Consider the following 22,275-nt stretch of genomic DNA (forward strand, 5'->3'; position numbering starts at 1 on the left):
ACTGCCCGCATCTGAATCGCGTGCGGCGTGCTCCCCCAACGGCCATTCCTAAATCGCGCCCGCCAGCCTGAACTGGCCGACTGCGCGGTGCAGTGCATCAGCCTGATCCTCGAGCGAGGCCGCGGCGGCGGTTGCTTCTTCCACCAGCGCCGCATTCTGCTGCGCCATCTGGTCCATCTGTGAGACCGCCTGGTTGACCTGCTCGATCCCGCCGGTCTGTTCTTCGGTGGCCGCACGCATTTCGCCCATCAGGTCGGTCACGCGCTTCACGGCCTCGACGATTTCTCCCATCGCCTTGCCTGCGTCTTCGACCAGCACTGAGCCATCCTCGACACGCTGCGCCGAGTTGTCGATCAATCCCTTGATCTCCTTGGCCGCCGTGGCGCTACGCTGGGCCAGGCTGCGCACCTCGCCGGCCACTACCGCAAAGCCGCGTCCCTGCTCGCCGGCGCGCGCGGCCTCCACCGCCGCGTTCAGCGCCAGGATATTGGTCTGGAATGCAATGCCCTCGATGACGCCGATGATGTCCACCACCTTGCTGGACGCCGCCTTGATCTCGCCCATCGTGTCCACCACCTGGTGCACGATCGCTCCGCCGCGTACAGCGATCTCCGATGCGCCTTCGGCCAGCCGCGCCGCCTGGCGGGCGTTGTCAGCGCTCTGGCGAACTGTGCCGGTCAGCTCTTCCATGCTGGCCGCGGTCTGCTCAAGCGATGCGGCCTGTTCCTCGCTGCGGCGTGACAGGTCGACATTGCCGGCCGCAATCTGCTTGGCGGCGCCTGCGATCGCATCCGCCGAACCGCGAATCTGGCCGATGGCACCCGTCAGCCGCCCCTGCATCTGCTGCATGTTGAACAGCACGCTTTCCCGATCGTTCGGCGCCACGTTCACGTGCGAAGCAAGATCACCTTCGGCGATGCGCGCGGCGATCTCCGAGGTCAGCGATGGTTCGCCGCCAAGCTGCTTCTGCAGACTGGCGGAAACGCGCACCATCACCACGGTCATCAGCGCGCCCACGCCCAGCAGCCAGCCGAGCGCTTTCCAGAGCGACGTGCGGAACTCGGCCTGGATGTCATCCATATAGAAACCGGCGATGAAGTTCCAGTCCCACGGCTTGAAGTTCAGCACATAGCTCAGTTTGGGCTGCGGCGCCTCGGCCCCTGGCTTGGGCCAGGCGTATTCAAGGAAGCCCTTGCCGGCGGTCTTGCCGATCTGCGCGATATCGCGGAACAGATAGACGCCGTTAGGGTCCTTCATCTCCGACATGTTCTTGCCATCGAGTTCGGGCTTGATCGCGTGCATCAGAACGACAGCGTCGGACCTCATCACGGTGAAGTAGCCATCGCCGCCAAAACGCATCACGCGCACGCGGTCGAGCGCCTGCTTCTGGGCTTCATCGGTGCTCAGCTTGCCTGCGCGCGCCATGGCTTCGTACTCGGCCACGACCGAGTTGGCAGTGTCCGTGACCTGCTGCAGCGTCAGTTCTCGATCCTGCTGACGCAGTTCTCGCATTTGCCATGCATTCCACAGCGTGATGGCCAGCAGGCAAATCCAGCTCAGCACCAGCGGCAGCATGAGCTTCTTTCTCAGGCTCAGGTTATGCAACATCCTTATCCTCCGTTCACATCGGTTGTTGATTGGGGCGCTTTCGGGTCTTTGTATGGTTTGTCTTCGCGCGTCCTCTCTGACCGGCCATAACGGCGGCGTCATCGTCAAACTTGATCGGGAAATACCACCGATAGGTAATAGTGATGCGCGCGCCGCTTTGATTTCTGCTGTGCAGCACGTTGTTAGGGACTTTGAGGGTGCCGCGTAACGAACCGTAATCAACGAGCCCGATCCGAAGCCTTTCAGATGGTTGTTCTTTTAAATGAGAACCATTACCATCTCCTTCGTTTTTCCCGCGGGAGTGTGGCGTCTTCGCCATGCCGCCGATGCGGCAGCCTCTCCGCCAGCCATGCACGCTTGCCCAGAACACCCCCGATGACCGAATCCACGCCAGCTTCCAGCCAGCAGCGCCGCGCCTTCTGGCTCAAGCATCTTCACCAGTGGCACTGGATCAGTTCCGCGATCTGCCTGATCGGGATGCTGATGTTCGCCGTCACGGGATTCACGCTCAATCACGCGGGGCAGATCGAGGCCTCGCCGTCGGTCGTCACGCGCCACGAGACCGCGCCGCGCGAACTGCTGGATGCGCTGAAGCGCGCCGCGCCCGCGAACGCATTGGCGGGAAACCAGAAGGACCAGAAAGACCAGAAGGGACCGGTGCCGCGCGTGCTGGCCGACTGGCTGTCAAAGACGATGGATATCGAGGCGGCAGGACGCGAGGCCGAATGGTCCGCCGACGAGATCTACGTTGGCCTGCCACGCCCCGGCGGCGATGCCTGGCTCAGCGTTGCGCTCGAAGACGGCGAGGTCCAGTACGAAGTGACATCGCGGGGCTGGATTTCCTACTTCAACGACCTGCACAAGGGCCGCAACACGGGCCATGCATGGAGCTGGTTCATCGACATATTCGCCCTGGCCTGCCTGATCTTCAGCGTCACCGGGCTGTTCCTGCTCAAGCTTCATGCCGGGGGCCGCATGGCCACGTGGCCGCTGGTGGGCGCGGGGCTCGTTGTGCCGCTGCTGCTGGCCATCCTGTTCATTCATTGATTCGCAACCGAGAAAGGTAGTTTCGACATGCGCCGACTCCTGACCGTCACCATCACCGGCCTTGCCGCAGCGCCGCTGGCACCCGCCATGGCCGCCGACATGAACGTCAAGGTGGAGATTCCCCGCCTGAACGTGGCCGAGTACCACCGTCCCTACGTATCCATGTGGATCGAGCGTGCCGACCAGAGCCCGGTGACGACGCTGGCGGTCTGGTACGACGCGAAGAACAAGGAAAGCCAGGGCACGAAGTGGCTCAAGGACATGCGCCAGTGGTGGCGCAAGGCCGGCCGCGACATGCAGCTTCCGGCCGATGGCGTATCGGGTGCCACGCGCGCTCCCGGCGAGCACGCGCTGACGTTCAGCGATGGCAAGGCGCCGCTGGGCAAGCTGCCAGCCGGCGATTACCAGCTCGTGGTGGAAGCCGCGCGCGAAGTGGGCGGACGCGAACTCGTGCGTGTGCCGTTCGCATGGCCGCCCAAGGCCGCGCAAAGCGCGAGCGCCAAGGGCGAGCATGAGCTCGGCGGCGTATCTGTCGACCTGAAGCCGTGAGCCGCGCCAATCACCGCAAACGCATTGAACTGATCTGACCGGAGCCTGACGATGAACAAGCCTGCCCGCTTCTCCACCCGACTTTCCACCCGCGTTGCAGTCCTCGCGCTTGCTGCGCTAGCGCCGTTGGCCGCTCATGCCCACCGCCAGTGGTTGCTGCCGTCCACCACCGTGCTGTCCGGCGGCAGCCAGTGGGTGACCGTGGACGCCGCGGTGTCCAACGACCTGTTCTATTTCGAACACATGCCGATGCGTCTGGACAACCTCGTGGTCACCGGCCCCGATGGCGCGGCGGTAAAGCCCGAGAATGCGTCGACTGGCAAGTACCGCAGCACGTTCGACGTGCCGCTGACGCAGCCAGGCACGTACCGCATCGCCGTGGTCAACCAGGGCCTGTTCGCAAGCTGGAAAGAGAACGGGCAGACCAAGCGCTGGCGCGGCGCCGCCGATGCCCTGGCCGCGAACGTCCCCGCCAACGCGCAGGAACTGCAAGTGACCGAGATGGCCAGCCGCGTGGAATCGTATGTCACTAGCGGCAAGCCGTCGAAGCAGGCATTGACGACGACCGGACGTGGCCTGGAGCTTGCGCCGATCACCCATCCGAACGACCTCGCCGCAGGCGAGACGGCCAGCTTCCGTCTGTTGCTCGACGGCAAGCCAGCCGCCAACCAGACGGTTTCCGTGGTGCCGGGCGGCGTTCGTTATCGCGATCGTCTCAACGAGTTCGACACGACCACCGACGCCGACGGCAAGTTCTCGGTGAAGTGGCCGGCTGCCGGCATGTACTGGATGGAAGCCGAACTGCGCGACCAGAAGACATCGGTCAAGCCCGCCACGGCTCGCCGCATTACCTACGCCGTGACGGTGGAAGTGCTGCCGCAGTAAGACGGCCGCTACGATATCGCCGATGAATCGCGTTCTTATTCCCGTCACGCTGGACCTACCCCAGCCCGTGCCCGAGCCGCAAGGCTCGATCGCGCAGTGGGCGGACGAGACGATGGGGACGACCTGGGCTGTCCGCGCCGTGCTGGCGCGCGGGCAGGACGGCGGCGGCCTGGAGGCAGGCATCCGCGCGGTGCTCGACGAGGTTATCGCGCAGATGAGCAACTGGTCGGAGATATCGGACCTGAGCCGTTTCAATCGGGCCGACGCCAGTGCCTGGGTCACGCTGCCCGAGGATTGCTTCACGGTCCTGCAGGCGGCGCTGGACACCGCGCGCGACAGCGGTGGCGCCTACGATCCCAGCGCCGGCCCGCTCGTCGATCTCTGGGGCTTCGGCCCGGCTGGCAAGCGGCACACCGCGCCTACGGCCGATGACGTGGCGCGGGCGCGCCAGCATTGCGGCTGGCAACGGATCGAGATCGACGCATCGGCGCGTCGCGCGCGCCAGCCGGGCGGACTGTCACTCGATTTCTGCGCGATCGCGAAGGGGTTTGCCGTCGATGCGGTATCGCGCTATCTCCTGGCCCAGGGCGTGCCCCATCATCTGGTCGAGATCGGCGGCGAGTTGCGTGGCCAGGGGCTGAAGCCGGATGGGATGCCGTGGTGGATCGAACTGGAGTCCCCTTCGGCATCCGCCACTGCCGAGGGCGGGACTGGACGCACGCTGCGCACGCTGGTGGCGTTGCTCGGCCTGTCGATCGCCACGTCGGGCGACTACCGCCGCTACTTCGAACACGATGGGCGGCGGTACGCGCATACGATCGATCCACGCACCGGCTACCCGGCCGCGCATGCGTTGGCGTCCGTCACGGTGCTCCATCGCGAATGCATGCTGGCCGACGCGTTGTCCACCGCACTGACCGTGCTCGGGCCAGAAGCCGGCATCACCTTCGCCACGCGCCAGGGCCTGGCTGCCCGCTTCCTGGTGCGCACGCCGCACGGCTTTGATGAGCGGGTCACCCCGGCGTTCGCCGCGATGCAAACATGATGCGTCTTCTACCGTGGGTAATGCTTGTCGCCGGTGTGGCGCTGTCCGTGCTCGCGCACGGTCGTGATGCCATCGCAGCCGGCGTGGTCATCGCGTACGTTGGTTTCTGCTGGGGCGTGCTCGACGGGCATCGCCGCCACCGCGCCGCCCGTGCCGCGCTTGCCAATGTCGCAAATGATGGCGCGACCGAAGACGCGCATCCGACGCTCGTCGCCTACGCAAGCCAGACCGGCTTTGCCGAACAGCTCGCCGTGCAAACGGCCCGCGCGTTGCAAGGCGCGGGCCGTCCGGTGCAACTCGTGTCCTTTGCCGAACTTGATGGTGCGCGTCTGGCTGCGTGCGATCAGGCCCTGTTCCTGGTCAGCACCACGGGTGAGGGCGATGCGCCCGACATGGCGTCGGGGTTCGCGCGCCGCTTGCTGGCCGGCACCACGCCCGATGCGCTGCGCCAGTTGCGCTATGGCGTCCTTGCACTGGGCGATAGCAGCTATGCGCACTTCTGCGCGTTCGGCCGCGCGCTGTCGGGGTGGCTGGAGAGCCATCATGCACAGCCGTTGTTCGATAGGGTCGAGGTCGACAACGGCGACCCCGGCGCGTTACGTCACTGGCAGAACCATTTGTCCGCGTTGAGCGGCGGTGCGGAAATCGCGGACTGGGAACGCCCGCGCTATGGCCGCTGGCGGCTGGTGGAGCGCAGGCTGCTCAATCCGGGCAGCCAGGGCGAGGCTGCCTTTCATCTGGCGCTCGAACCCGAGGACGCGTCGCAACTGGCATGGCGCGCCGGCGATATTGCCGAGATTGGTCCATGCCAGTCGCCTGACGTCGTAGACCGGTTGCTGGCTCGCCTGTCGCTCGACGGAACCGCGCCGGTTCGCTGCGACAGTCGTCCGATGACCTTGTCCGAGGCGTTGGCCACGCGGCTGCCGCTGCCGGATAGCCAGCTGGATATATTGACCGGATTCACGCCACAGCGACTGGTCGACGCGTTGCCCGCGCTGCCGCACCGCGAGTACTCTGTCGCATCGCTGCCCGCCGATGGCCGGCTGGAATTGCTGGTACGTCAGACCCGTCATGCCGATGGGCGGCTTGGTCTCGCCTCTGGCTGGCTGACAGAATTCGCACGCGAGGGCGCGTCGATCGCGCTGCGCGTCCGCACCAATCGCAGCTTCCATCCGCCCGAAGACGGGCGGCCGCTGATCCTGATCGGCAACGGTACCGGCCTTGCGGGCCTGCGTGCCCTGATCAAGGCGCGCGCGGAGGCGGGCCATCACCGCAACTGGCTGCTGTTCGGCGAGCGCTCCGCCGTGCACGATAACTTCCACGCCGAAGAACTGACGGCGTGGCTATTGCAGGGCGTGCTGCAGCGGGTCGACCATGCATGGTCGCGTGATGGCGCGATGCCGCGCTACGTCCAAGACGCCGTGTCCGCGCAGGCTGCGACGATCGCTGCGTGGGTGGAGCAGGGTGCGTCGATCTACGTTTGCGGCAGCCTGCAGGGCATGGCCGCTGGCGTGCAGGAGGCGCTCCTGCGCATCCTCGGTGAGTCCACACTACAGCAACTGACCGAAGCAGGCAGTTATCGCCGCGACGTGTACTGATGTCGTCGGTGTTACGTCGCTGACGCCGCGGAAGCCATCGCGGACGGCATGATTTGCGGCGGCGCAGCGTCGCCGGCAGCGTCACATTCCGCTATCCTCGCAGGTCTGCATCCGACGAGGAGATCCGATGTTTCGCCCGACCCGTTCCCTGCGGCGCGCCGCCGTCGCCGCGGCATGGCTTGCCGCCGCATCCACCGCCCCCGCGCTGGCGGCCGGCCCGGACAAGTTCGCCGTCCCCGGACTGGAAAAGCCTGCAACGGTATTGATCGACCGCTGGGGCGTGCCGCATATCTACGCCAACACGCTCTATGACGCGTTCTTCGTGCAAGGCTTCGTGGCCGCGCGGGACCGGCTCTTCCAGATCGATCTGTGGCGCAAGCGTGGGCTGGGCGAAATGGCGAAAGACTTCGGTCCGGCCTATGTGGAAGGCGATCGCATGGCGCGCGCCGTGCTGTTCCGTGGCGATATGTACCGCGAATGGCTGGCCTATGGATCGGATGCCAAGCGTGTGGCCGAGGCCTTCGTGGCGGGCGTCAACGCGTACATCGCGCAGACCGAGGCCCATCCGGAACTGCTGCCTCCCGAGTTCAAGCTGATCAACTACAAGCCGTCGCGCTGGCGTGCCGAGGATATCGTGCGTATCCGTCATCACGGGCTGACGTTGAACCTCACTGGCGAGATCGACCGGGCGCAGATCTTCTGCTACGCGAAGCCGAACGCGGTACGGGCGGACTGGGTTCGCCGCGAACTCGATCCGCAGATCGAGCCGAAGGTGCCAGACGGGCTCGACCCGTGCACGGTCCCCGCTGCCGAGTTGCGCAAGGCGTATGAGCTTGCCACGGCCGCGCCGCGCTTCCCGAAGGACGTGTGGCAATCGGGCACGCGTGCCGAGAACATCCCGGTGGACCAGCTCTATGCGACGGTCGATGCGTCGAGCGATACCGCGCGCAGCCTGGGGTCGAACAACTGGGTGATCGCGGGCAGCCGCACTGCCACGGGGCGACCGATCCTGGCCAACGATCCACATCGCGCGCACGGTGCGCCGAGCCTGCGCTATATCTCCCACCTGAACGCGCCGGGCCTGTCGGTAATCGGCGCGGGCGAGCCGTTCCTGCCCGGTATCTCCATCGGTCACAACGGCACGATTGCTTTCGGCCTGACGCGGTTCTACATCGACCAGGAAGACCTCTATGCCTATGAGACCGATCCCGCCCAGCCGCACGAGTACAAGTACAAGGGCCGCTGGGAGCCGATGGAGACGGTGACCGAGCAGATCGCGGTGCGCGGCGAGGCGACGCCGCGCAAGGTCACGATCGACTTCACGCGCCACGGCCCGGTGCTCTATGCCGACACGAAGAACAACCGCGCCTGGGCGCTGCGCGCGGCATGGCTTGACCTCGGTATGGCACCGTACTTCGGGTCGATGGACTACATGCGTGCCCAGAACTGGGATCAGTTCCGCGCGGCGATGAACCGCTGGGGCGCTCCTGGCGAGAACCAGGTCTATGCGGACCGCTTCGGCAACATCGGCTGGCTCCCGGGCGGGTTGACCGTCAATCGGCCGAACTGGGATGGCCTGATGCCGGTGCCCGGGGACGGACGCTACGAATGGGCCGGCCATCGCAACATGGACGAACTGCCGTGGGCGTTCAATCCGGCGCCGGGGTTCGTGGTCACTGCCAACGAGAACACGATCCCGCCGAATCACCCGGCAGCCAAGCTCGGCGTCGGCTACGAATGGGCCGAAAGCTCGCGCGCGCGCCGGCTCAGGGCGCTGGTGTCGGCCAATCCGCGCAGTTCGGTGGAGGACTCGATGGCATGGCAGAACGACACGGTGTCGCTGCCCGCGCAGCGGATGGTGACGTTGCTCAAGCCGCTCACCAGCAGCGATGCGCAGATTCAGCGCGGGCTGGATCTGCTGCGCGGCTGGGATGGCAACGAGCGTGCCGACAGCGCGCCCGCCGCGCTGTTCGAGATCTGGTTCAGCAAGCATCTGCGTACTGCGGTGGTGCGGGCCGCGCTCGCACCGGAGGCTGCGCGGCTGGTTGGCGCGGGCGATCCGAGCCGCGTGATCGCCGTGCTGGAGCGGCCTGACAGCTGGATGAGCGTCGAGAAGCGCAACGACGTCATGCTGGCCTCGCTGAAGTCGGCAATGGTCGAGGTCGAGAAGAAGCTGGGCCCTGACCCGAAGACATGGCAATGGGGCAAGCTTCACACGGCGGTGTTCGAGCATCCGCTGCATGCGATCCTCGACGCGCAGCAGCGCCAGCAGTTCGACGTGAATGCGGGGCCGATCGGCGGGTCTTCGTTCACGCCGATGAATACGAGCTACCGCAACAGCGACTTCCAGCTCACCGCGGGCGCGTCGTTCCGCATGGTGGTCGATGTCGGCAACTGGGATGCGTCGCGCGTGGTGAACACACCGGGCCAGTCGGGCAACCCGGCCAATCCGCACTATCGCGATCTGGCGCCGCTGTGGGCGAAGGGCGAGTATTTCCCGCTGCTGTACTCGCGCAAGGCGGTGGAGAAGGAAAGCAAGGAGAGGCTGGAACTGGTGCCGCAGTGATGGATCGTGGCACGGCCTGCCGGGTGGCCTGACTGGGGCCGAGTCCTGCATTGCAGGGCTCGGCCCTTTTCTCTTTGCGGGGCCTTACCTGATCAGGCCAGGTCCCGGCCGTTCGCGGCTCAGTGCATTTCGTGCATATCGCGCTTCAGGTCGGCAAGCTCGAGGTGCATGGCGCTGACTGCATCCATGACCCGATGGTGGAGGCCGTCGGTATCGTGGCAAACGCGCTCAGCGCGATCGCCCATCCGTTCGAGATCATCGACGCACTGACGGATGCGACCCTCGTTCCGGGACGACATGATCTTCTTCGCGGACTTGCATTCCTTGTCGAGCTCGTCCATGCAGCTCATCAAGTCCTTGGGAATCGCCGAATCGGCGTGGATGGTCTTCGATGTCTCGCTGACCGTGCGCTGCAGATGCGAAAAACGTGTCTGGATTTCACTGGCTTGTAGCATGGTGCCCCCTTCTTGAACATCCTTGTGGATGTGTTCAGGTTGCAGGTAGTGGAGTGTTATCCGCTCCAGTTCCAGTCTAGTCAGGATTGCCAGGCATCCGGAAAAGCCGCACTCGCGACCCGGGTGAAATATCCCGCAGGGTGATCCATCGGTCGTGCACGGCGCATGTGCGCGTGCGCGCGGCGCTACCTCTGGCCGATTGTCGGGATTCCAGCATGTGATGCGTCGGCGTTGCCGGATATGCGCCTCTAAGTCGGGTTGTCCGAACCTGACGAACCTGCTGAGCGAGCGCCCTTGCCACGTGTTGCGAGCCAGCAAAGGATGGATCCCGCGCATACCATCGCCGCGCCTTTCCAGAATGCGAACGACAGCGGTGCGTGCAACAGCGTGGCGGCCAATGCGGCCGACAACACCGGGATGAAGTACGACGCGCCAGCCAGCACCGTCATATTGCCGTGGAGAATGCCGATGTTCCACGCGGCATAGCCGAAGCCCATGGCGCAGGCGGCCAGCAGCAGGTAGATCGCGCCCGTCATGCTGAGGACCATCGTTTCACCGTCCGTGAACAGATACTTCCCCCAGAGTGCGAGCGCCGTCAGCATGAAGAACAGCGTGACCGCGTTCTTGCCCTGCGCGTACCGGCTCGTCACCGTGCAGTAGCCCGCCCAGATCATCGCGCCGGCGAAGGCCAGCCCGTAGCTGAGGGGGTTGTCCTGAATATTGGCGGCCATGCTCGGCAGGTCCAGGCCCTGATCGCCACCGAGCACCGATGCAATACCCAGCAGGGCCACCAGAAAGCCGGGCAGGATCAGCCAGTTGGCGCGCTGACGATTGAACAGGATGGCGGCCAGCATCGTGAAGGACGGCCAGAGATAGTTGACCATGCCGACCTCGATGGCCTGCCTGCCGGTATTGGCATAGCCAATGGACAGCGACAGGCACAGCTCGTAGGAAACAAACAGCACGCTTCCCCAGAGCAGATAGATTCGAGGCAGCGCCCGCGTCCGGGGCGCGCCGACCGTCAACCAGAGCAGCGCCGAAGCGATCGTGTAGATCAGTGCCGCCCCACCGGTCGCGCCGAAGCTCTGGCTGACGCCGCGGATCAGGCCGACGATCGCGCTCCAGAATAGGACCGCGACAAGCCCGATCAGGGTTGCCTGTTTGCTGCTTCGCGTGACTGCCATGTTGCGTGGAACGATCGATGTGGACGGGAGAGACGCGATTCTACTGCGTCATGTCCGCCTTATCGATCGGGCCACGCAACCGGGGTTCACGCCCCGAGTGCCATCTCCAGCACCCGTGCCACGTGCAGCGCCTGCCTGTCGGCACCGTCATGGATCTGATGGCGGCAGCTCGTGCCATCGGCGACCACCAGCGTCCGCGCATCGGCGCCGCGCACCGCCGGCAACAACGCAAGCTCGCCCATCTTCATCGACACATCGTGGTGCTCGGCCTCGTATCCGAAGTTGCCCGCCATGCCACAGCATGACGATTCGATCAGCGAGGTCTTGAGTTCCGGAATCCATCCGAGTACCTGCTCCACCGGCCGCACGGCATCGAACGCCTTCTGGTGGCAGTGTCCATGCAGCAGGGCCTCGGTGCGGCCGATTGGCTTCAGCGTGGGAGCGAATCGACCGGCCGCATGTTCGCGCACCAGGAACTCCTCGAACAGGAACGCATTGTTCGCCAGCAGCCGCGCCGCGTCGCCATAGCCGTACTGCAGGAATTCGTCGCGCATGGAGAGCAGGCAGGACGGCTCCAGGCCCACCACGGCCACGCCGCGCGAGACGAACGGCAAAAGCGTATCGAGCGCGCGCCGGGCTTCGGCCCTGGCTTCATCGACCAGCCCGGCCGCCAGGAACGTGCGGCCGCAGCACAAAGGCCGCTCTCCCGGCACCCCGGACAGATGCACGGTGTATCCGGCCGCTTCGAGCACGCGTTGCGCCGCGCGCGCGTTCTCCGGTTCCATGTGATTGTTGAAGGTATCGACGAACAGCACGACTTCCTTGCCGCCGACGGGCCGGGACACGTAGTCATCGCGCAGGAACGCCGATTGCCAGCGGGGCAGCGAGCGTCTGGCCGACAGGCCGAGCAGGCGTTCAGTCAGTTGCGGCAGGCCGGGCACGCGGTCGCGCAGGTTGAACAACCAGCGCAGCCGGCTGGCGGTGCCCGCGTAGCGCGGCAGGAAGGCCACGAGCCTGTCACGCGCGCGCAGCCGGCCTGCGCTGGCGTTGGCGGCGCGGACCTCGATCTTCATCTTCGCCATGTCGATGCCGGTCGGGCAGTCGCGCTTGCATCCCTTGCAGGAGATACACAGGTCCATCGTGTCCCTGACCGCGGCGTCGAGCAGTCCCTCGGTGCCAAGCTGACCGGACAGGGCGAGCCGCAACGTGTTGGCGCGGCCACGCGTCAGGTGCTGCTCGTCACGTGTGACGCGGTAACTCGGGCACATGGTGCCGGCGTCGAACTTGCGGCAATGGCCGTTGTTGTTGCACATCTCCACCGCCGCAGCCAGCCCGTTTGCCGGATCGGTGCCGGTGCCCGGCGCGCTCTCGGCCTCGGTGACCGGGTCCCGCGTGACGTTCCATGCCGACCAGTCGAGCGCCGGCCGAATCGGCTTGACCGAGTAGCTCGGTGGGAAACGGAACAGCGATGTGTCATCCATCTTTGGCGTGCGCACGATCTTGCCGGGATTGCAGCGGTTCTCGGGGTCGAACAGTGCCTTGACCTCCTCGAACGCGCGCGCCAGCGATGGGCCGAACTGCCAGGCCACCCATTCGCCGCGGCAGATGCCGTCGCCATGCTCGCCCGAGTACGCGCCCTTGTACTCGCGTACCATCGCGGCGGCTTCCTCGGCAATGGCGCGCATCTTGGCCGCGCCGTCGCGCCGCATGTCGAGGATTGGCCGCACGTGCAGCGTGCCGACGCTGGCATGGGCGTACCAGGTGCCGCGCGTGCCGTGCTTGTGAAACACCTCTGTCAGCCGGGACGTGTACGCGGCCAGATGCTCGAGCGGCACGGCGCAGTCTTCGATGAACGATACCGGCTTGCCGTCGCCTTTCATGCTCATCATGATATTGAGGCCGGCCTTGCGCACTTCCCACAGCGCCTTCTGCGGGCCAGGCTCCGGCATTTCCACCACCGAGCCCGGCAGGCCAAGATCGGCCATCAGCTCGACCAGTTGGGCCAGTCCCTGCAGCGTGGCCGCGCGATCCTCGCCGGCGAACTCAACCAGCAGAATCGCTTCCGGCTCGCCCACCAGCGCGCGGTCGATCACGGGGCGGAATGCGGGATTGTTGCGGGCCAGGTCGATCATGGTGCGATCGACCAGTTCCACGGCCGCCGGCTTCAGCGCCACGATATGGCGCGTGAGATCCATCGACTGATAGAACGTCGGGAAATTCACCACACCCAGGGTCTTGTGCGCCGGTAGTGGCGCGAGTTGCAGCGTGATGTGGCGGAAATAGGCGAGGGTGCCTTCCGATCCCACGAGCAGATGCGCCAGATTGACGCTGCCGTCCGTGGTATAGGGCCGTTCGCTGCGCGGCGCGAAGATATCAAGGTTGTAGCCGCCCACGCGGCGCAGCACGGTCGGATACATCTGCGCGATGGCCTCGCGCTCGCGCATGGCGATGCGGCGCACGCCGTCGGCAATGGCCCGGTGTGGCGCCGACTCGGCCGGCCAACTGGCATCAAAGCGCACGTCCTCGCCGCTGGCCAGGATGGCCTGGACGCCGAGCACGTTGTGCACCATGTTGCCGTACTGGATCGAGCGTGAACCGCACGAGTTGTTGCCGGTCATGCCGCCAATCGTGCATTGCGCGGCGGTCGATACATCGACCGGGAACCAGAGCCCGTGGGGCTTGAGCCATGCGTTCAGGTGGTCGAGCACGATGCCGGGCTGCACGGTCACGGTGCGCGCCACCGGATCGAAGTCGATGATCTGGTTCAGGTACTTGCTGTTGTCGATGACCAGCGCCTCGCCCACGGTCTGCCCGCACTGGCTGGTGCCGCCGCCGCGCGGCAGCAGCGGCGCCTTGAAGTCCCGGGCGATGTCCAGCGCCAGCCGCGCATCGGCTTCGTCGCGCGGTACCACCACGCCGATCGGCATGACCTGGTAGATCGACGCATCGGTGGCATAGCGGCCACGGCTGGCGTTATCGAACAACACTTCGCCGCGCAGTTCGGCGGCCAGGCGCCGGTACAGCGGCGATTGCAGGGCGGGTGCCGCCGCGCCGGGCATGAAGCGCAGCGGTTGCACGCCGGGTGGCGTGGGGGTGGTTGGCAAGGCCATGGACTTCTATGTCTCCGGTTGCGTGCGCTGGGAGACGCCGTCATGGCCGTGCGACGATGCGCACCGGGTGCGCGTGTCGCGTCAGGTCAGGCGGCGTCCTGCGCGCGTTCTAGTTCGGCGATCAGCGCGTCGTGCTTGTGTTGCAGGTGCGCGCGCAGGATGTCACGCAGCGCGGCCCCATCGCGCCTCGACAAGGCATCGAGCATCGCGCCGTGCTCGCGCACGGCCATGTCCCATTTGTCCTGATCGAAGTTCGAGCGGAAGCGCAGCGCCTGAATGCGCAGGTTGATGCGTCGATAGGTCTCCTCGAGGATCGGATTGCGCGCCGCCGCATTGATCGCGTCATGGATGCGGCGGTTCAGCGCGTAGTAATTGGGCAGGTCCCGCCGCGCGTGGCAAGCGAGCATTTCGTAGTGGAGCGCGCGAATCTCGTTCAGCTCGGCATCGGTGATGCGCTGGCAGGCCAGCTCGCCGGACATCGCCTCGAGCGCGCCCATCATCTCGAACAGGTGGTTGATCGCCTCCTGCGACAGCACTACTACCTCGGCGCCCCGGTTCGGCAGCAGCGTCACCAGCCCGTCACCGGCCAGGACCTTGAAGGCTTCACGCAGCGGCGTGCGCGAAACCTGGAGCAAGTCGCACAGCACGCGCTCGTTGAGCCGCGTGCCCGGTGCGAGGTCGCCCTCCATGATCATCGTGCGCAGGCGCTGAGCCACCGCCACATGCAGGATCTGGCGGTCGACGGCTTGCGAAGGGGGGGTCGGGTTTGTGCTCATCAGGGATCGTGTGGCTTGACAGTATTGTATTCAAAACCTAATCTTGGGCAAGCTCGAACTGCAATTTGGTGCCTCAGGTTGCGCCAGAAACAACGCAGTCGGTGCAATGAAATCCAGATAACCATTGATTTTTAAGGATTTATTGCGGAGAGGCAGGCACTTGCGTCCGCCAACATTATCCCGCATGACGGACGCGCAGTGCATCTCTGTTTTTTGAATACAAAATTCAAATATAAGGATACGAGGCGACATGCTCCGATTGAACTCACATCCCAGTGGCCGGCATTTCCTGCAGATCCCCGGACCCACCAACGTGCCCGACCGCGTGCTGCGCGCGATGGATTACCCGACGATTGATCACCGGGGCCCCGAATTCCAGCAACTGGGCAAGAAGGTGCTGGCCGATATCCGCAAGATCTTCCAGACGACCCAGCCCGTGGTGATCTATCCGGCGTCGGGGACGGGGGCGTGGGAGGCCGCGCTGGTCAATACGCTGTCCCCCGGCGACAAGGTGCTGATGTATGAGACCGGCCATTTCGCGTCGCTCTGGAAGAAGATGGCCGACAAGCTCGGCGTGAACGCCGAGTTCATCGTGGGCGACTGGCGTCATGGCGTGGATGCCGCTGCAATCGGCGCGCGCCTGGCCGAGGATCGTAACCACGAGATCAAGGCCGTCTGCGTGGTCCACAATGAAACCTCGACCGGCGTGACGTCCGACATTGCCGCGGTGCGCCGCGCGATCGACGCGGCTGGCCACCCCGCGCTACTGCTGGTCGATACGATTTCCTCGCTCGGTTCGGTCGACTATCGCCATGACGAATGGGGTGTCGACGTGACGGTGTCGGGCTCGCAGAAGGGGTTGATGTTGCCGCCCGGCATCTCGTTCAACGCCGTCAGCGCGAAGGCGATCGCCGCATCGGCCAAGGCCAGGTTGCCCAGGGCGTTCTGGGGCTGGGATGAAATCATCGAAGCCAACAAGAACGGATTCTGGCCCTATACGCCGGCCACGAACCTGCTCTATGGCCTGTCGGAAGCGTGCGACATGCTGCTCGAAGAGGGCCTGCAGAACGTGTTCGCGCGCCATCGCCGCCATGCCGAGGCCACGCGCGCCTGCGTCAACGCATGGGGGCTCGAGATCCTGTGCCAGAACCCGTCCGAGTACAGCCCGGCGCTGACTGCCGTGGTGATGCCGGAAGGCCATAGCGCCGACACGTTCCGCAAGATCGTGCTCGAGCACTTCAACATGTCGCTCGGGCAGGGCCTGTCGAAGCTGTCCGGCAAGGTCTTCCGCATCGGGCATCTGGGCGATTTCAATGACCTGACGCTGATGGGCACGCTGGCCGGCGTGGAGATGGGCTTCGCACTGGCGGGCGTGCCGCACCATGCAGGCGGTGTACTGGCCGCCATGGACAGCCTGCGCGCCGCGGCATCGCAGCCGTCGCTGCGCGCGGCCTGAGGTTTCAAGCAGCAGCAAGAAGAGAGCGTCCAGCAGAGGCGCTCCCGACTACAAGGCCGATGCACCACAGAGCGCACGGCCGCCACCCAAAGGAGACAGACCATGACGTTGCGTTATGCCGCACGCGCGCTCGCGTGCGCTTCGTTGCTAGGTGTTGCGTGGGCCAGCCCCGCGTTCGCGTGGGAGCCTACCAAACCGGTCGAGGTTGTCGTGCCGTTCAGCGCGGGCGGGGCATCGGATCAGATGGCGCGTTCCATCCAGGGCATCATCGCCAAGCACAAGCTGATGAACCAGCCGATGATCGTCGTGAACAAGGCTGGCGCCAGCGGGGCCGAAGGGCTGATGGACACCAAGGCGTCGAAAGGTGACGCGCACAAGCTGCTGGTGACCTCGTCCGCGCTCTACACGGTGCCGATGATCAGCCAGTTGCCCTTTAACTGGCGCGACCTGACGCCGGTGGCCATGGTGGCGATGGACGAGTTCGTGCTCTGGACCAACGCCGAGGCGCCGTACAAGACGCCGGCAGACTACATCGCCGAGGCGAAGAAGCAGCCGGGCAAGCTCAAGATGGGCGGCACCAGCTCCAAGCGCGAGGACCAGATCATCACCGCGCAGGTCGAGCGCAAGGCCGGTGTGCGCTTCATCTACATCCCGTACAAGGGCGGCGGCGAAGCGGCGACCCAGCTCTCGGGCAAGCATATCGACTCCAACGTCAACAACCCCTCCGAATCGATCGGTCAGTGGCGCGCCGGCGAGCATCGCGCGCTGTGCGTGTTTGCGCCGGACCGCATGCAGTACACGAACAAGATCACCGGCACGCAAAGCTGGGGTGACATCCCCACCTGCAAGGAGCAGGGGCTGGACGTGCAATACCAGATGCTGCGTGTGTTCATGCTGCCCGGCGGTGTCACGCCAGATCAGCAGAAGTACTACGTGGATCTGATGCAGAAGGTGGTGGCGACGCCGGAGTGGAAGGAGTATCTGGAGAAGAACGCGCTCAAGAACGATTTCCTCACGGGCCAGAAGTTGACCGAGTTCCTGACGGCCGATGAAACGCGCCACAAGGACATCATCAAGGAAGCGGGATTCCTGGCGGCGAAGTAAGACCGTAGAGCGAGTGCTGATGGCTTGCCCCTCTCCCTTGAATGGGATGGGGGGCAACGATCCGGGGGGACACATTCATGAGCGAACAATTACATGACACCGCGCCGGCGGCGATCACGGTGCGTGCGGCGGAAATCGCCACCGCGCTGCTGATCGCCATCGGCGCGGTGGTGGTGATGGTCAGCAACTACCAGATTGGCGCGGGGTGGGAGCCGGACGGCCCGCAGGCCGGCTATTTTCCGATGCGGATTGGCGCGATCATCTTCATCGCGTGCATGGTGGTGCTGTGGCAGGCGTGGCATGGCGAGAAAGACAAGGTCTTCGTCACGTGGCCGCAATTGCGCCAGGTGGCGGTGATCCTGGTGCCGCTGACGGTCTACGTCGCGCTGATCGCCTTCCTGGGCATCTACGTGGCATCGGCGATCTTCATTGCGGGTTTCATGCGCGTGATCGGCAAGTTCGCATGGTGGCGCGCGGTGCTGACTGGCGTGGCCATCAATCTGGTGCTGTTCTGGATCTTCGAGATGCAGTTCCGCGTGCCGTTGCCCAAGGGACCGCTCGAAGCGGCCCTCGGATTCTGAAGGGGACCGGCATGGAAGAACTCAATGCGTTGATGGGCGGCTTTGCTGTGGCGATGTCATGGCACAACGTCGGACTGATGCTGGTGGGCATCCTGCTCGGCATCGTCGTGGGCGTGCTGCCCGGTCTGGGTGGCCCCAACGGCGTGGCGATCCTGCTGCCGCTGACGTTTTCGATGGAGCCGACGTCGGCCATCATCATGCTGTCGTGCATCTACTGGGGCGCGCTGTTCGGTGGCGCGATCACGTCGATCCTGTTCAACATTCCCGGCGAGGCGTGGTCCGTGGCCACCACGTTCGATGGCTACCCGCTCGCGCAGCAGGGTGAGGCGGGACGCGCGCTGACGTCGGCCTTCACCGGGTCGTTTCTCGGCGCGCTGGCCGGCGTGCTGCTGATCACGTTCCTGGCGCCGCTGGTGGCGAAGTTCGCGTTGCGCTTCGGGCCGCCGGAATTCTTCGCGGTGTACTTTCTGACGTTCTGCAGCTTCGTCGGCATGGGCAAGGAAGCCAAGGCCAAGATCGTGATCGCGATGTGCATCGGGTTCGCGCTGGCGGCGGTCGGCATGGATACGGTTTCCGGCACGCTGCGCATGACGTTCGGCTCCACCGAACTGCTGCGCGGGTTCGACTTCCTGGTGGCTGTTATCGGCCTGTTCGGCATCAGCGAAATCCTGATGACGATGGAGGAGGGCGTAGCCTTCCGTGGCAAGCGGGCCAGCATCGACCTCAAGGTGGTGCTGAAGACCTGGGCCGAACTGCCGCGTTACTGGATGACGCTGATCCGTTCGTCGATCATCGGTTGCTGGCTTGGCGTGACGCCGGGCGGCGCGACGGCCGCATCGTTCATGGGCTATGGCGTGGCCAAGCGTTTCTCGCGCAAGCGTGAGACGTTCGGGCGCGGCAACGTCGAAGGCGTGATCGCGCCGGAGTGCGCCGCGCACGCGGCCGGTACCAGCGCGTTGCTGCCAATGCTGGCGCTTGGCATTCCGGGGTCAGCCACGGCGGCGGTGCTGCTGGGTGGGCTGATGATCTGGGGGCTGCAGCCGGGGCCGTTGCTGTTCACCGAGCAGAAGACCTTCGTCTGGGGGCTGATCGCGAGTATGTACCTGGGCAATCTGGCGGGCCTGATCGTGGTGCTTTCCACGGTGCCGCTGTTCGCCGCCATCCTGCGCATTCCATTTGCGATCATCGCGCCGCTGATCCTTGTGGTCTGCGCGATCGGCGCGTTCACAGTGCATAACGCGATGTTCGACGTCTGGCTCATGCTGATCTTCGGCGTGATCGGGTATGTGCTCAAGAAGCTCGAGTATCCGCTGGCGCCGCTGGTGCTGGCATTGGTACTGGGCGATCGCGCGGAGGATGCATTCCGGCAGACCATGCTGATGTCGCAGGGCGAACTCAACGTGTTCTGGTCCAACGGGCTCGTCGGCACGATCATGGCGCTGGCGGTGGTGATCCTGGTCTGGCCGATGTTCGGCAGCCTGCTGGAGAAAACCCGGCGCCGCAAGGTCGTGTCGGCCCATCAGGGAGCGTCCGAATGAGCGATGACATTCAGCAGGAAGGGACGTTGCTGGTGACGCGCGAGGATGCCGTCGCCACCATCGTCCTGAACCGGCCCGCGAAGCTCAATGCCTTCACGCTCGATATGTGGCGGCAGCTTGGCGAGGCGTTCCGCGAGCTTTCCGCCGATGACACGGTGCGCTGCGTTGTCGTGCGTGGCGCGGGGGACCGCGCGTTTTCGCCGGGCAACGATATCGGCGAGTTCGCCACCACGCGTTCCAACAAGCAACAGGCCACGGCCTATGGTGCGGTCATGCATGGCACCGCGCAGGCGATGCAGGACTGCCCGCATCCGGTGGTGGCGCAGATCCACGGCATCTGCGTGGGAGGCGGGCTTGAGGTCGCAGCCATGGCCGATATCCGCATCTGTGGCCAGAGCAGCCGCTTTGGCGCGCCGATCAAGAATCTCGGGCTGGTGATGGCGCATGCGGAGATGGCGCCGCTGGTCCGGCTGATCGGCACGTCGCGCACGCTCGAACTGCTGTTCGAAGGGCGCATCGTCGATGCGGCCGAGGCGTACGCGATGGGGCTGGTCTCGCGCGTGGTGCCCGATGACCGCGTGGCCGACGAGGCGCGCGCCACGGCGCAGCGGATCGCTTCCGGCGCGCCGCTGGTGGCCCGTTGGCACAAGCGCTTCGCCCGGCAACTGGCCGAAGGCAAGCCGCTATCGGCCGCCGATCTCGACGCTGCGTTCGACTGTTTCGATACCGAGGATTTCCGCACTGGCTATCGCGCGTTCCTGGCCAAGGAGACGCCGAAGTTCAGCGGTCGCTAACCTGGGAGCAGACCGATGTCCGATTCCCCTGCAATCGCACCGGGTGCGTTGTCCGGCCTGCGTGTGTTGGAACTCGCGCAGATCATGGCCGGGCCCACCTGCGGCATGATGCTGGCCGATCTCGGCGCCGACGTGATCAAGATCGAGAAGATCGATGGTGGCGACGACGCGCGTGGCTATCGCGAGCCGACCATCAACGGCGTGTCGGCGCCGTTCCTGATGCTGAACCGCAACAAGCGCGGCATCGCCCTTGACCTGAAGACACCCGAAGGCCGCGAGGTGTTCCTGCGCATGGTGCGCAACGCCGACGTGGTGATTGAGAACTTCCGCAAGGGCACACTGGAGAAGCTCGGGCTTGGCTACGACACGCTGTCGCGCGAGAACCCGGGCCTGATTTATTGCGCGATCTCGGGCTATGGCCGCACCGGGCCGTTCGCCGACAAGGGCGGCTTCGATCTGATCGCGCAGGGTTACACGGGGCTCATGAGCATCACGGGCGAGGAGGGCGGGCCGCCGTTGCGCACCGGGAACTCCATCGCCGATATCAATGCGGGCATCCTGGCGGCGTTCGGCATTCTTGCCGCGTATCAGCATCGGCAGAAGACCGGGCGCGGGCAGATCGTGGAAACGTCGCTGATCGAGGCCGGCTTGCAGCAACTCTACTGGCACGCGGCGATCCATTTCGCCACGGGCGAGTCGCCGGGGCCGAGCGGGTCGGCGCACGTGCTGGCCACGCCATACCAGGCATTTCAGACGCAGGACGGCCATATCATCGTTGGCGGCGCGAACGAGAAGAACTGGGCGCGTATCGCGCAGGTGCTCGGACATCCGGAATGGGTCGAAGACCCACGTTTTCGGCGCAACGCCGACCGGATGCGTCATCGTGACACGTTGCTTCCGGAGATGGCCGGCATCCTGATGACGCGCCCGTCGGCTGACTGGCTGGCGGCATTCGATGCAGCGGGCGTCCCGGCCGGACCCGTGCATTCGATTGGCGAGGCACTGAACCATCCGCAGACGCTGGCGCGTGGCATGGTGGTACGGCAACAGCACGCGGAAGCCGGGCCCATCCGGACGCTGGGGCTGCCGATACAGCTATCGGAAACGCCGGCGCAGTACCATCGCCCGTCACCGAGGCTGGGCGAACATACGCGGACGTTGCTGGCGGAATGCGGCTATGGCGAGGCGGAGATCGAGGCGATGCTCGAAGCCGGCGTGGTCACGGAGACGGCCGCATCAGCGGCGACCGTGACCGAGATATAGGGCGAGTATCGGGCGCTTACCCGACGTAGAACAGGATGCTGATGAACTGGCACATGCTGCCGCCCAGCACGAACAGGTGCCAGATGCCGTGGAAGTGGCGCACCTTCTCGTCGAACAGGAAGAAGCCGATGCCGGCAGTGTAGATGGCGCCGCCGGCCACGAGCCAGTACAGGCCTACGGGCGGCAGGGCCGCCGCCAGCGGGCCGAATGCGATCAGCACGAGCCAGCCCATGACGACGTAGATGGCCAGCGAGAAGATGCGCGTGCGATGGCCGATCCAGAGTTCCTGAATGATGCCGGCCACGGCCAGCCCCCAGTTGACGCCGAACAGGGTCCAGCCCCAGGGGCCACGTAATGTGACCAATGCGAACGGGGTATAGCTGCCGGCGATCAGCAGGTAGATCGCGCAATAGTCGAGGCGGCGGAAGATGTCCTTCGCGGGGCCGCGAACGCTGTGGTAGACGGTGGAGATGGTGTAGAGCAGCACCAGCGTGGTGCCGTAGACGACGGAGCTGACGACCTTCCAGGCGTCGCTGTGGAGTGCCGATGAAGTCACTAGCACCGCCATGCCAGCCGCCGAGAGCACCGCTCCTGCCAGGTGGCTATATCCGTTGAACCGTTCGCCGCGATACATCCCCAATGCCTCCGTCTGCGCTGTGGACAAGTGGCCATTCTGTCACGGATCACCCGGCGTGCAGGCCGATCCGCGCAAACAA

19 protein-coding genes are annotated in these 22,275 nt (G+C 65.3%); 12 read left to right on the forward strand and 7 right to left on the reverse strand.

Features of this window, described 5'->3' with window-relative positions; translation table 11 throughout:
• Positions 1 to 48 precede the first annotated feature (48 nt).
• Positions 49 to 1,608 (reverse strand): methyl-accepting chemotaxis protein, encoded by a 1,560-nt coding sequence (locus RN01_RS17940; protein WP_017511774.1) that lies wholly within the window; start codon positions 1,606 to 1,608, stop codon positions 49 to 51.
• A gap of 13 nt (positions 1,609 to 1,621) precedes the next feature.
• A complete protein-coding gene (locus tag RN01_RS33140) occupies positions 1,622 to 1,927 on the reverse strand; it encodes a hypothetical protein (RefSeq protein ID WP_080672827.1) in 306 nt (101 codons plus the stop codon).
• A 56-nt stretch (positions 1,928 to 1,983) separates the two neighbouring features.
• Here RN01_RS33140 and RN01_RS17945 point away from each other — a divergent pair, with 56 nt between their 5' ends.
• The 6 genes from RN01_RS17945 (at position 1,984) to RN01_RS17970 (ending at position 9,298) form a co-directional block, all read left to right on the forward strand.
• Positions 1,984 to 2,655 carry a PepSY-associated TM helix domain-containing protein gene (locus RN01_RS17945; protein WP_011520043.1) on the forward strand — a complete coding sequence of 224 codons (672 nt, stop codon included), beginning with the start codon at positions 1,984 to 1,986 and terminating at the stop codon, positions 2,653 to 2,655.
• A 27-nt stretch (positions 2,656 to 2,682) separates the two neighbouring features.
• Positions 2,683 to 3,204, forward strand: coding sequence for a DUF2271 domain-containing protein (locus RN01_RS17950; protein WP_017511773.1), 522 nt, complete (start codon positions 2,683 to 2,685; stop codon positions 3,202 to 3,204).
• A gap of 51 nt (positions 3,205 to 3,255) precedes the next feature.
• On the forward strand, positions 3,256 to 4,089 hold the full coding sequence (locus RN01_RS17955) for a DUF4198 domain-containing protein (protein ID WP_024570175.1): 834 nt from the start codon (positions 3,256 to 3,258) through the stop codon (positions 4,087 to 4,089).
• Between the two features lie 22 nt (positions 4,090 to 4,111).
• Complete coding sequence (locus tag RN01_RS17960) at positions 4,112 to 5,134, forward strand: FAD:protein FMN transferase (RefSeq protein ID WP_017512460.1); 1,023 nt, start codon at positions 4,112 to 4,114, stop codon at positions 5,132 to 5,134.
• A complete protein-coding gene (locus RN01_RS17965; RefSeq protein WP_024570174.1) occupies positions 5,131 to 6,732 on the forward strand; it encodes a sulfite reductase flavoprotein subunit alpha in 1,602 nt (533 codons plus the stop codon). The genes RN01_RS17960 and RN01_RS17965 overlap by 4 nt, the downstream gene beginning before the upstream one ends.
• Positions 6,733 to 6,859: 127 nt before the next feature.
• A complete protein-coding gene (locus RN01_RS17970) occupies positions 6,860 to 9,298 on the forward strand; it encodes a penicillin acylase family protein (RefSeq protein ID WP_017512462.1) in 2,439 nt (812 codons plus the stop codon).
• Between the two features lie 119 nt (positions 9,299 to 9,417).
• Here RN01_RS17970 and RN01_RS17975 read toward each other — a convergent pair whose 3' ends face one another.
• From RN01_RS17975 to RN01_RS17990, 4 genes are all read right to left on the reverse strand, one after another.
• Entirely contained in the window at positions 9,418 to 9,753 is a 336-nt protein-coding gene (locus RN01_RS17975; protein ID WP_011520037.1) for a hypothetical protein, read from the reverse strand.
• 248 nt (positions 9,754 to 10,001) lie between these two features.
• The gene (yddG, locus tag RN01_RS17980) at positions 10,002 to 10,937 is read right to left on the reverse strand and encodes an aromatic amino acid DMT transporter YddG (protein WP_017512463.1); all 936 of its coding nucleotides are present in this window, start codon (positions 10,935 to 10,937) and stop codon (positions 10,002 to 10,004) included.
• Positions 10,938 to 11,023: 86 nt separating this feature from the next.
• On the reverse strand, positions 11,024 to 14,047 hold the full coding sequence (locus tag RN01_RS17985) for an FAD-binding and (Fe-S)-binding domain-containing protein (RefSeq protein ID WP_017512464.1): 3,024 nt from the start codon (positions 14,045 to 14,047) through the stop codon (positions 11,024 to 11,026).
• Positions 14,048 to 14,133: 86 nt separating this feature from the next.
• Positions 14,134 to 14,823 (reverse strand): GntR family transcriptional regulator, encoded by a 690-nt coding sequence (locus RN01_RS17990; protein WP_017512465.1) that lies wholly within the window; start codon positions 14,821 to 14,823, stop codon positions 14,134 to 14,136.
• A 250-nt stretch (positions 14,824 to 15,073) separates the two neighbouring features.
• On the opposite strand from RN01_RS17990, the gene RN01_RS17995 reads away from it, so the two are divergent.
• From RN01_RS17995 to RN01_RS18020, 6 genes are all read left to right on the forward strand, one after another.
• Complete coding sequence (locus RN01_RS17995; protein WP_024570173.1) at positions 15,074 to 16,279, forward strand: alanine--glyoxylate aminotransferase family protein; 1,206 nt, start codon at positions 15,074 to 15,076, stop codon at positions 16,277 to 16,279.
• Positions 16,280 to 16,381: 102 nt separating this feature from the next.
• Positions 16,382 to 17,383 (forward strand): tripartite tricarboxylate transporter substrate binding protein, encoded by a 1,002-nt coding sequence (locus RN01_RS18000; RefSeq protein ID WP_008641542.1) that lies wholly within the window; start codon positions 16,382 to 16,384, stop codon positions 17,381 to 17,383.
• A gap of 77 nt (positions 17,384 to 17,460) precedes the next feature.
• A complete protein-coding gene (locus RN01_RS18005) occupies positions 17,461 to 17,964 on the forward strand; it encodes a tripartite tricarboxylate transporter TctB family protein (protein ID WP_017514743.1) in 504 nt (167 codons plus the stop codon).
• An 11-nt stretch (positions 17,965 to 17,975) separates the two neighbouring features.
• Complete coding sequence (locus tag RN01_RS18010) at positions 17,976 to 19,502, forward strand: tripartite tricarboxylate transporter permease (RefSeq protein WP_008643148.1); 1,527 nt, start codon at positions 17,976 to 17,978, stop codon at positions 19,500 to 19,502.
• Complete coding sequence (locus tag RN01_RS18015) at positions 19,499 to 20,296, forward strand: enoyl-CoA hydratase/isomerase family protein (RefSeq protein WP_011520031.1); 798 nt, start codon at positions 19,499 to 19,501, stop codon at positions 20,294 to 20,296. Before RN01_RS18010 ends, RN01_RS18015 begins: the two co-directional genes overlap by 4 nt.
• Before the next feature lie 15 nt (positions 20,297 to 20,311).
• Complete coding sequence (locus RN01_RS18020) at positions 20,312 to 21,559, forward strand: CaiB/BaiF CoA-transferase family protein (RefSeq protein WP_017511618.1); 1,248 nt, start codon at positions 20,312 to 20,314, stop codon at positions 21,557 to 21,559.
• A 16-nt stretch (positions 21,560 to 21,575) separates the two neighbouring features.
• Here RN01_RS18020 and RN01_RS18025 read toward each other — a convergent pair whose 3' ends face one another.
• The gene (locus tag RN01_RS18025) at positions 21,576 to 22,193 is read right to left on the reverse strand and encodes a hemolysin III family protein (RefSeq protein WP_017511617.1); all 618 of its coding nucleotides are present in this window, start codon (positions 22,191 to 22,193) and stop codon (positions 21,576 to 21,578) included.
• Positions 22,194 to 22,275 lie beyond the last annotated feature (82 nt).

The organism is Cupriavidus sp. SHE (genome assembly GCF_000812445.1).
GTDB classification, from domain to species: Bacteria; Pseudomonadota; Gammaproteobacteria; order Burkholderiales; family Burkholderiaceae; genus Cupriavidus; species Cupriavidus metallidurans.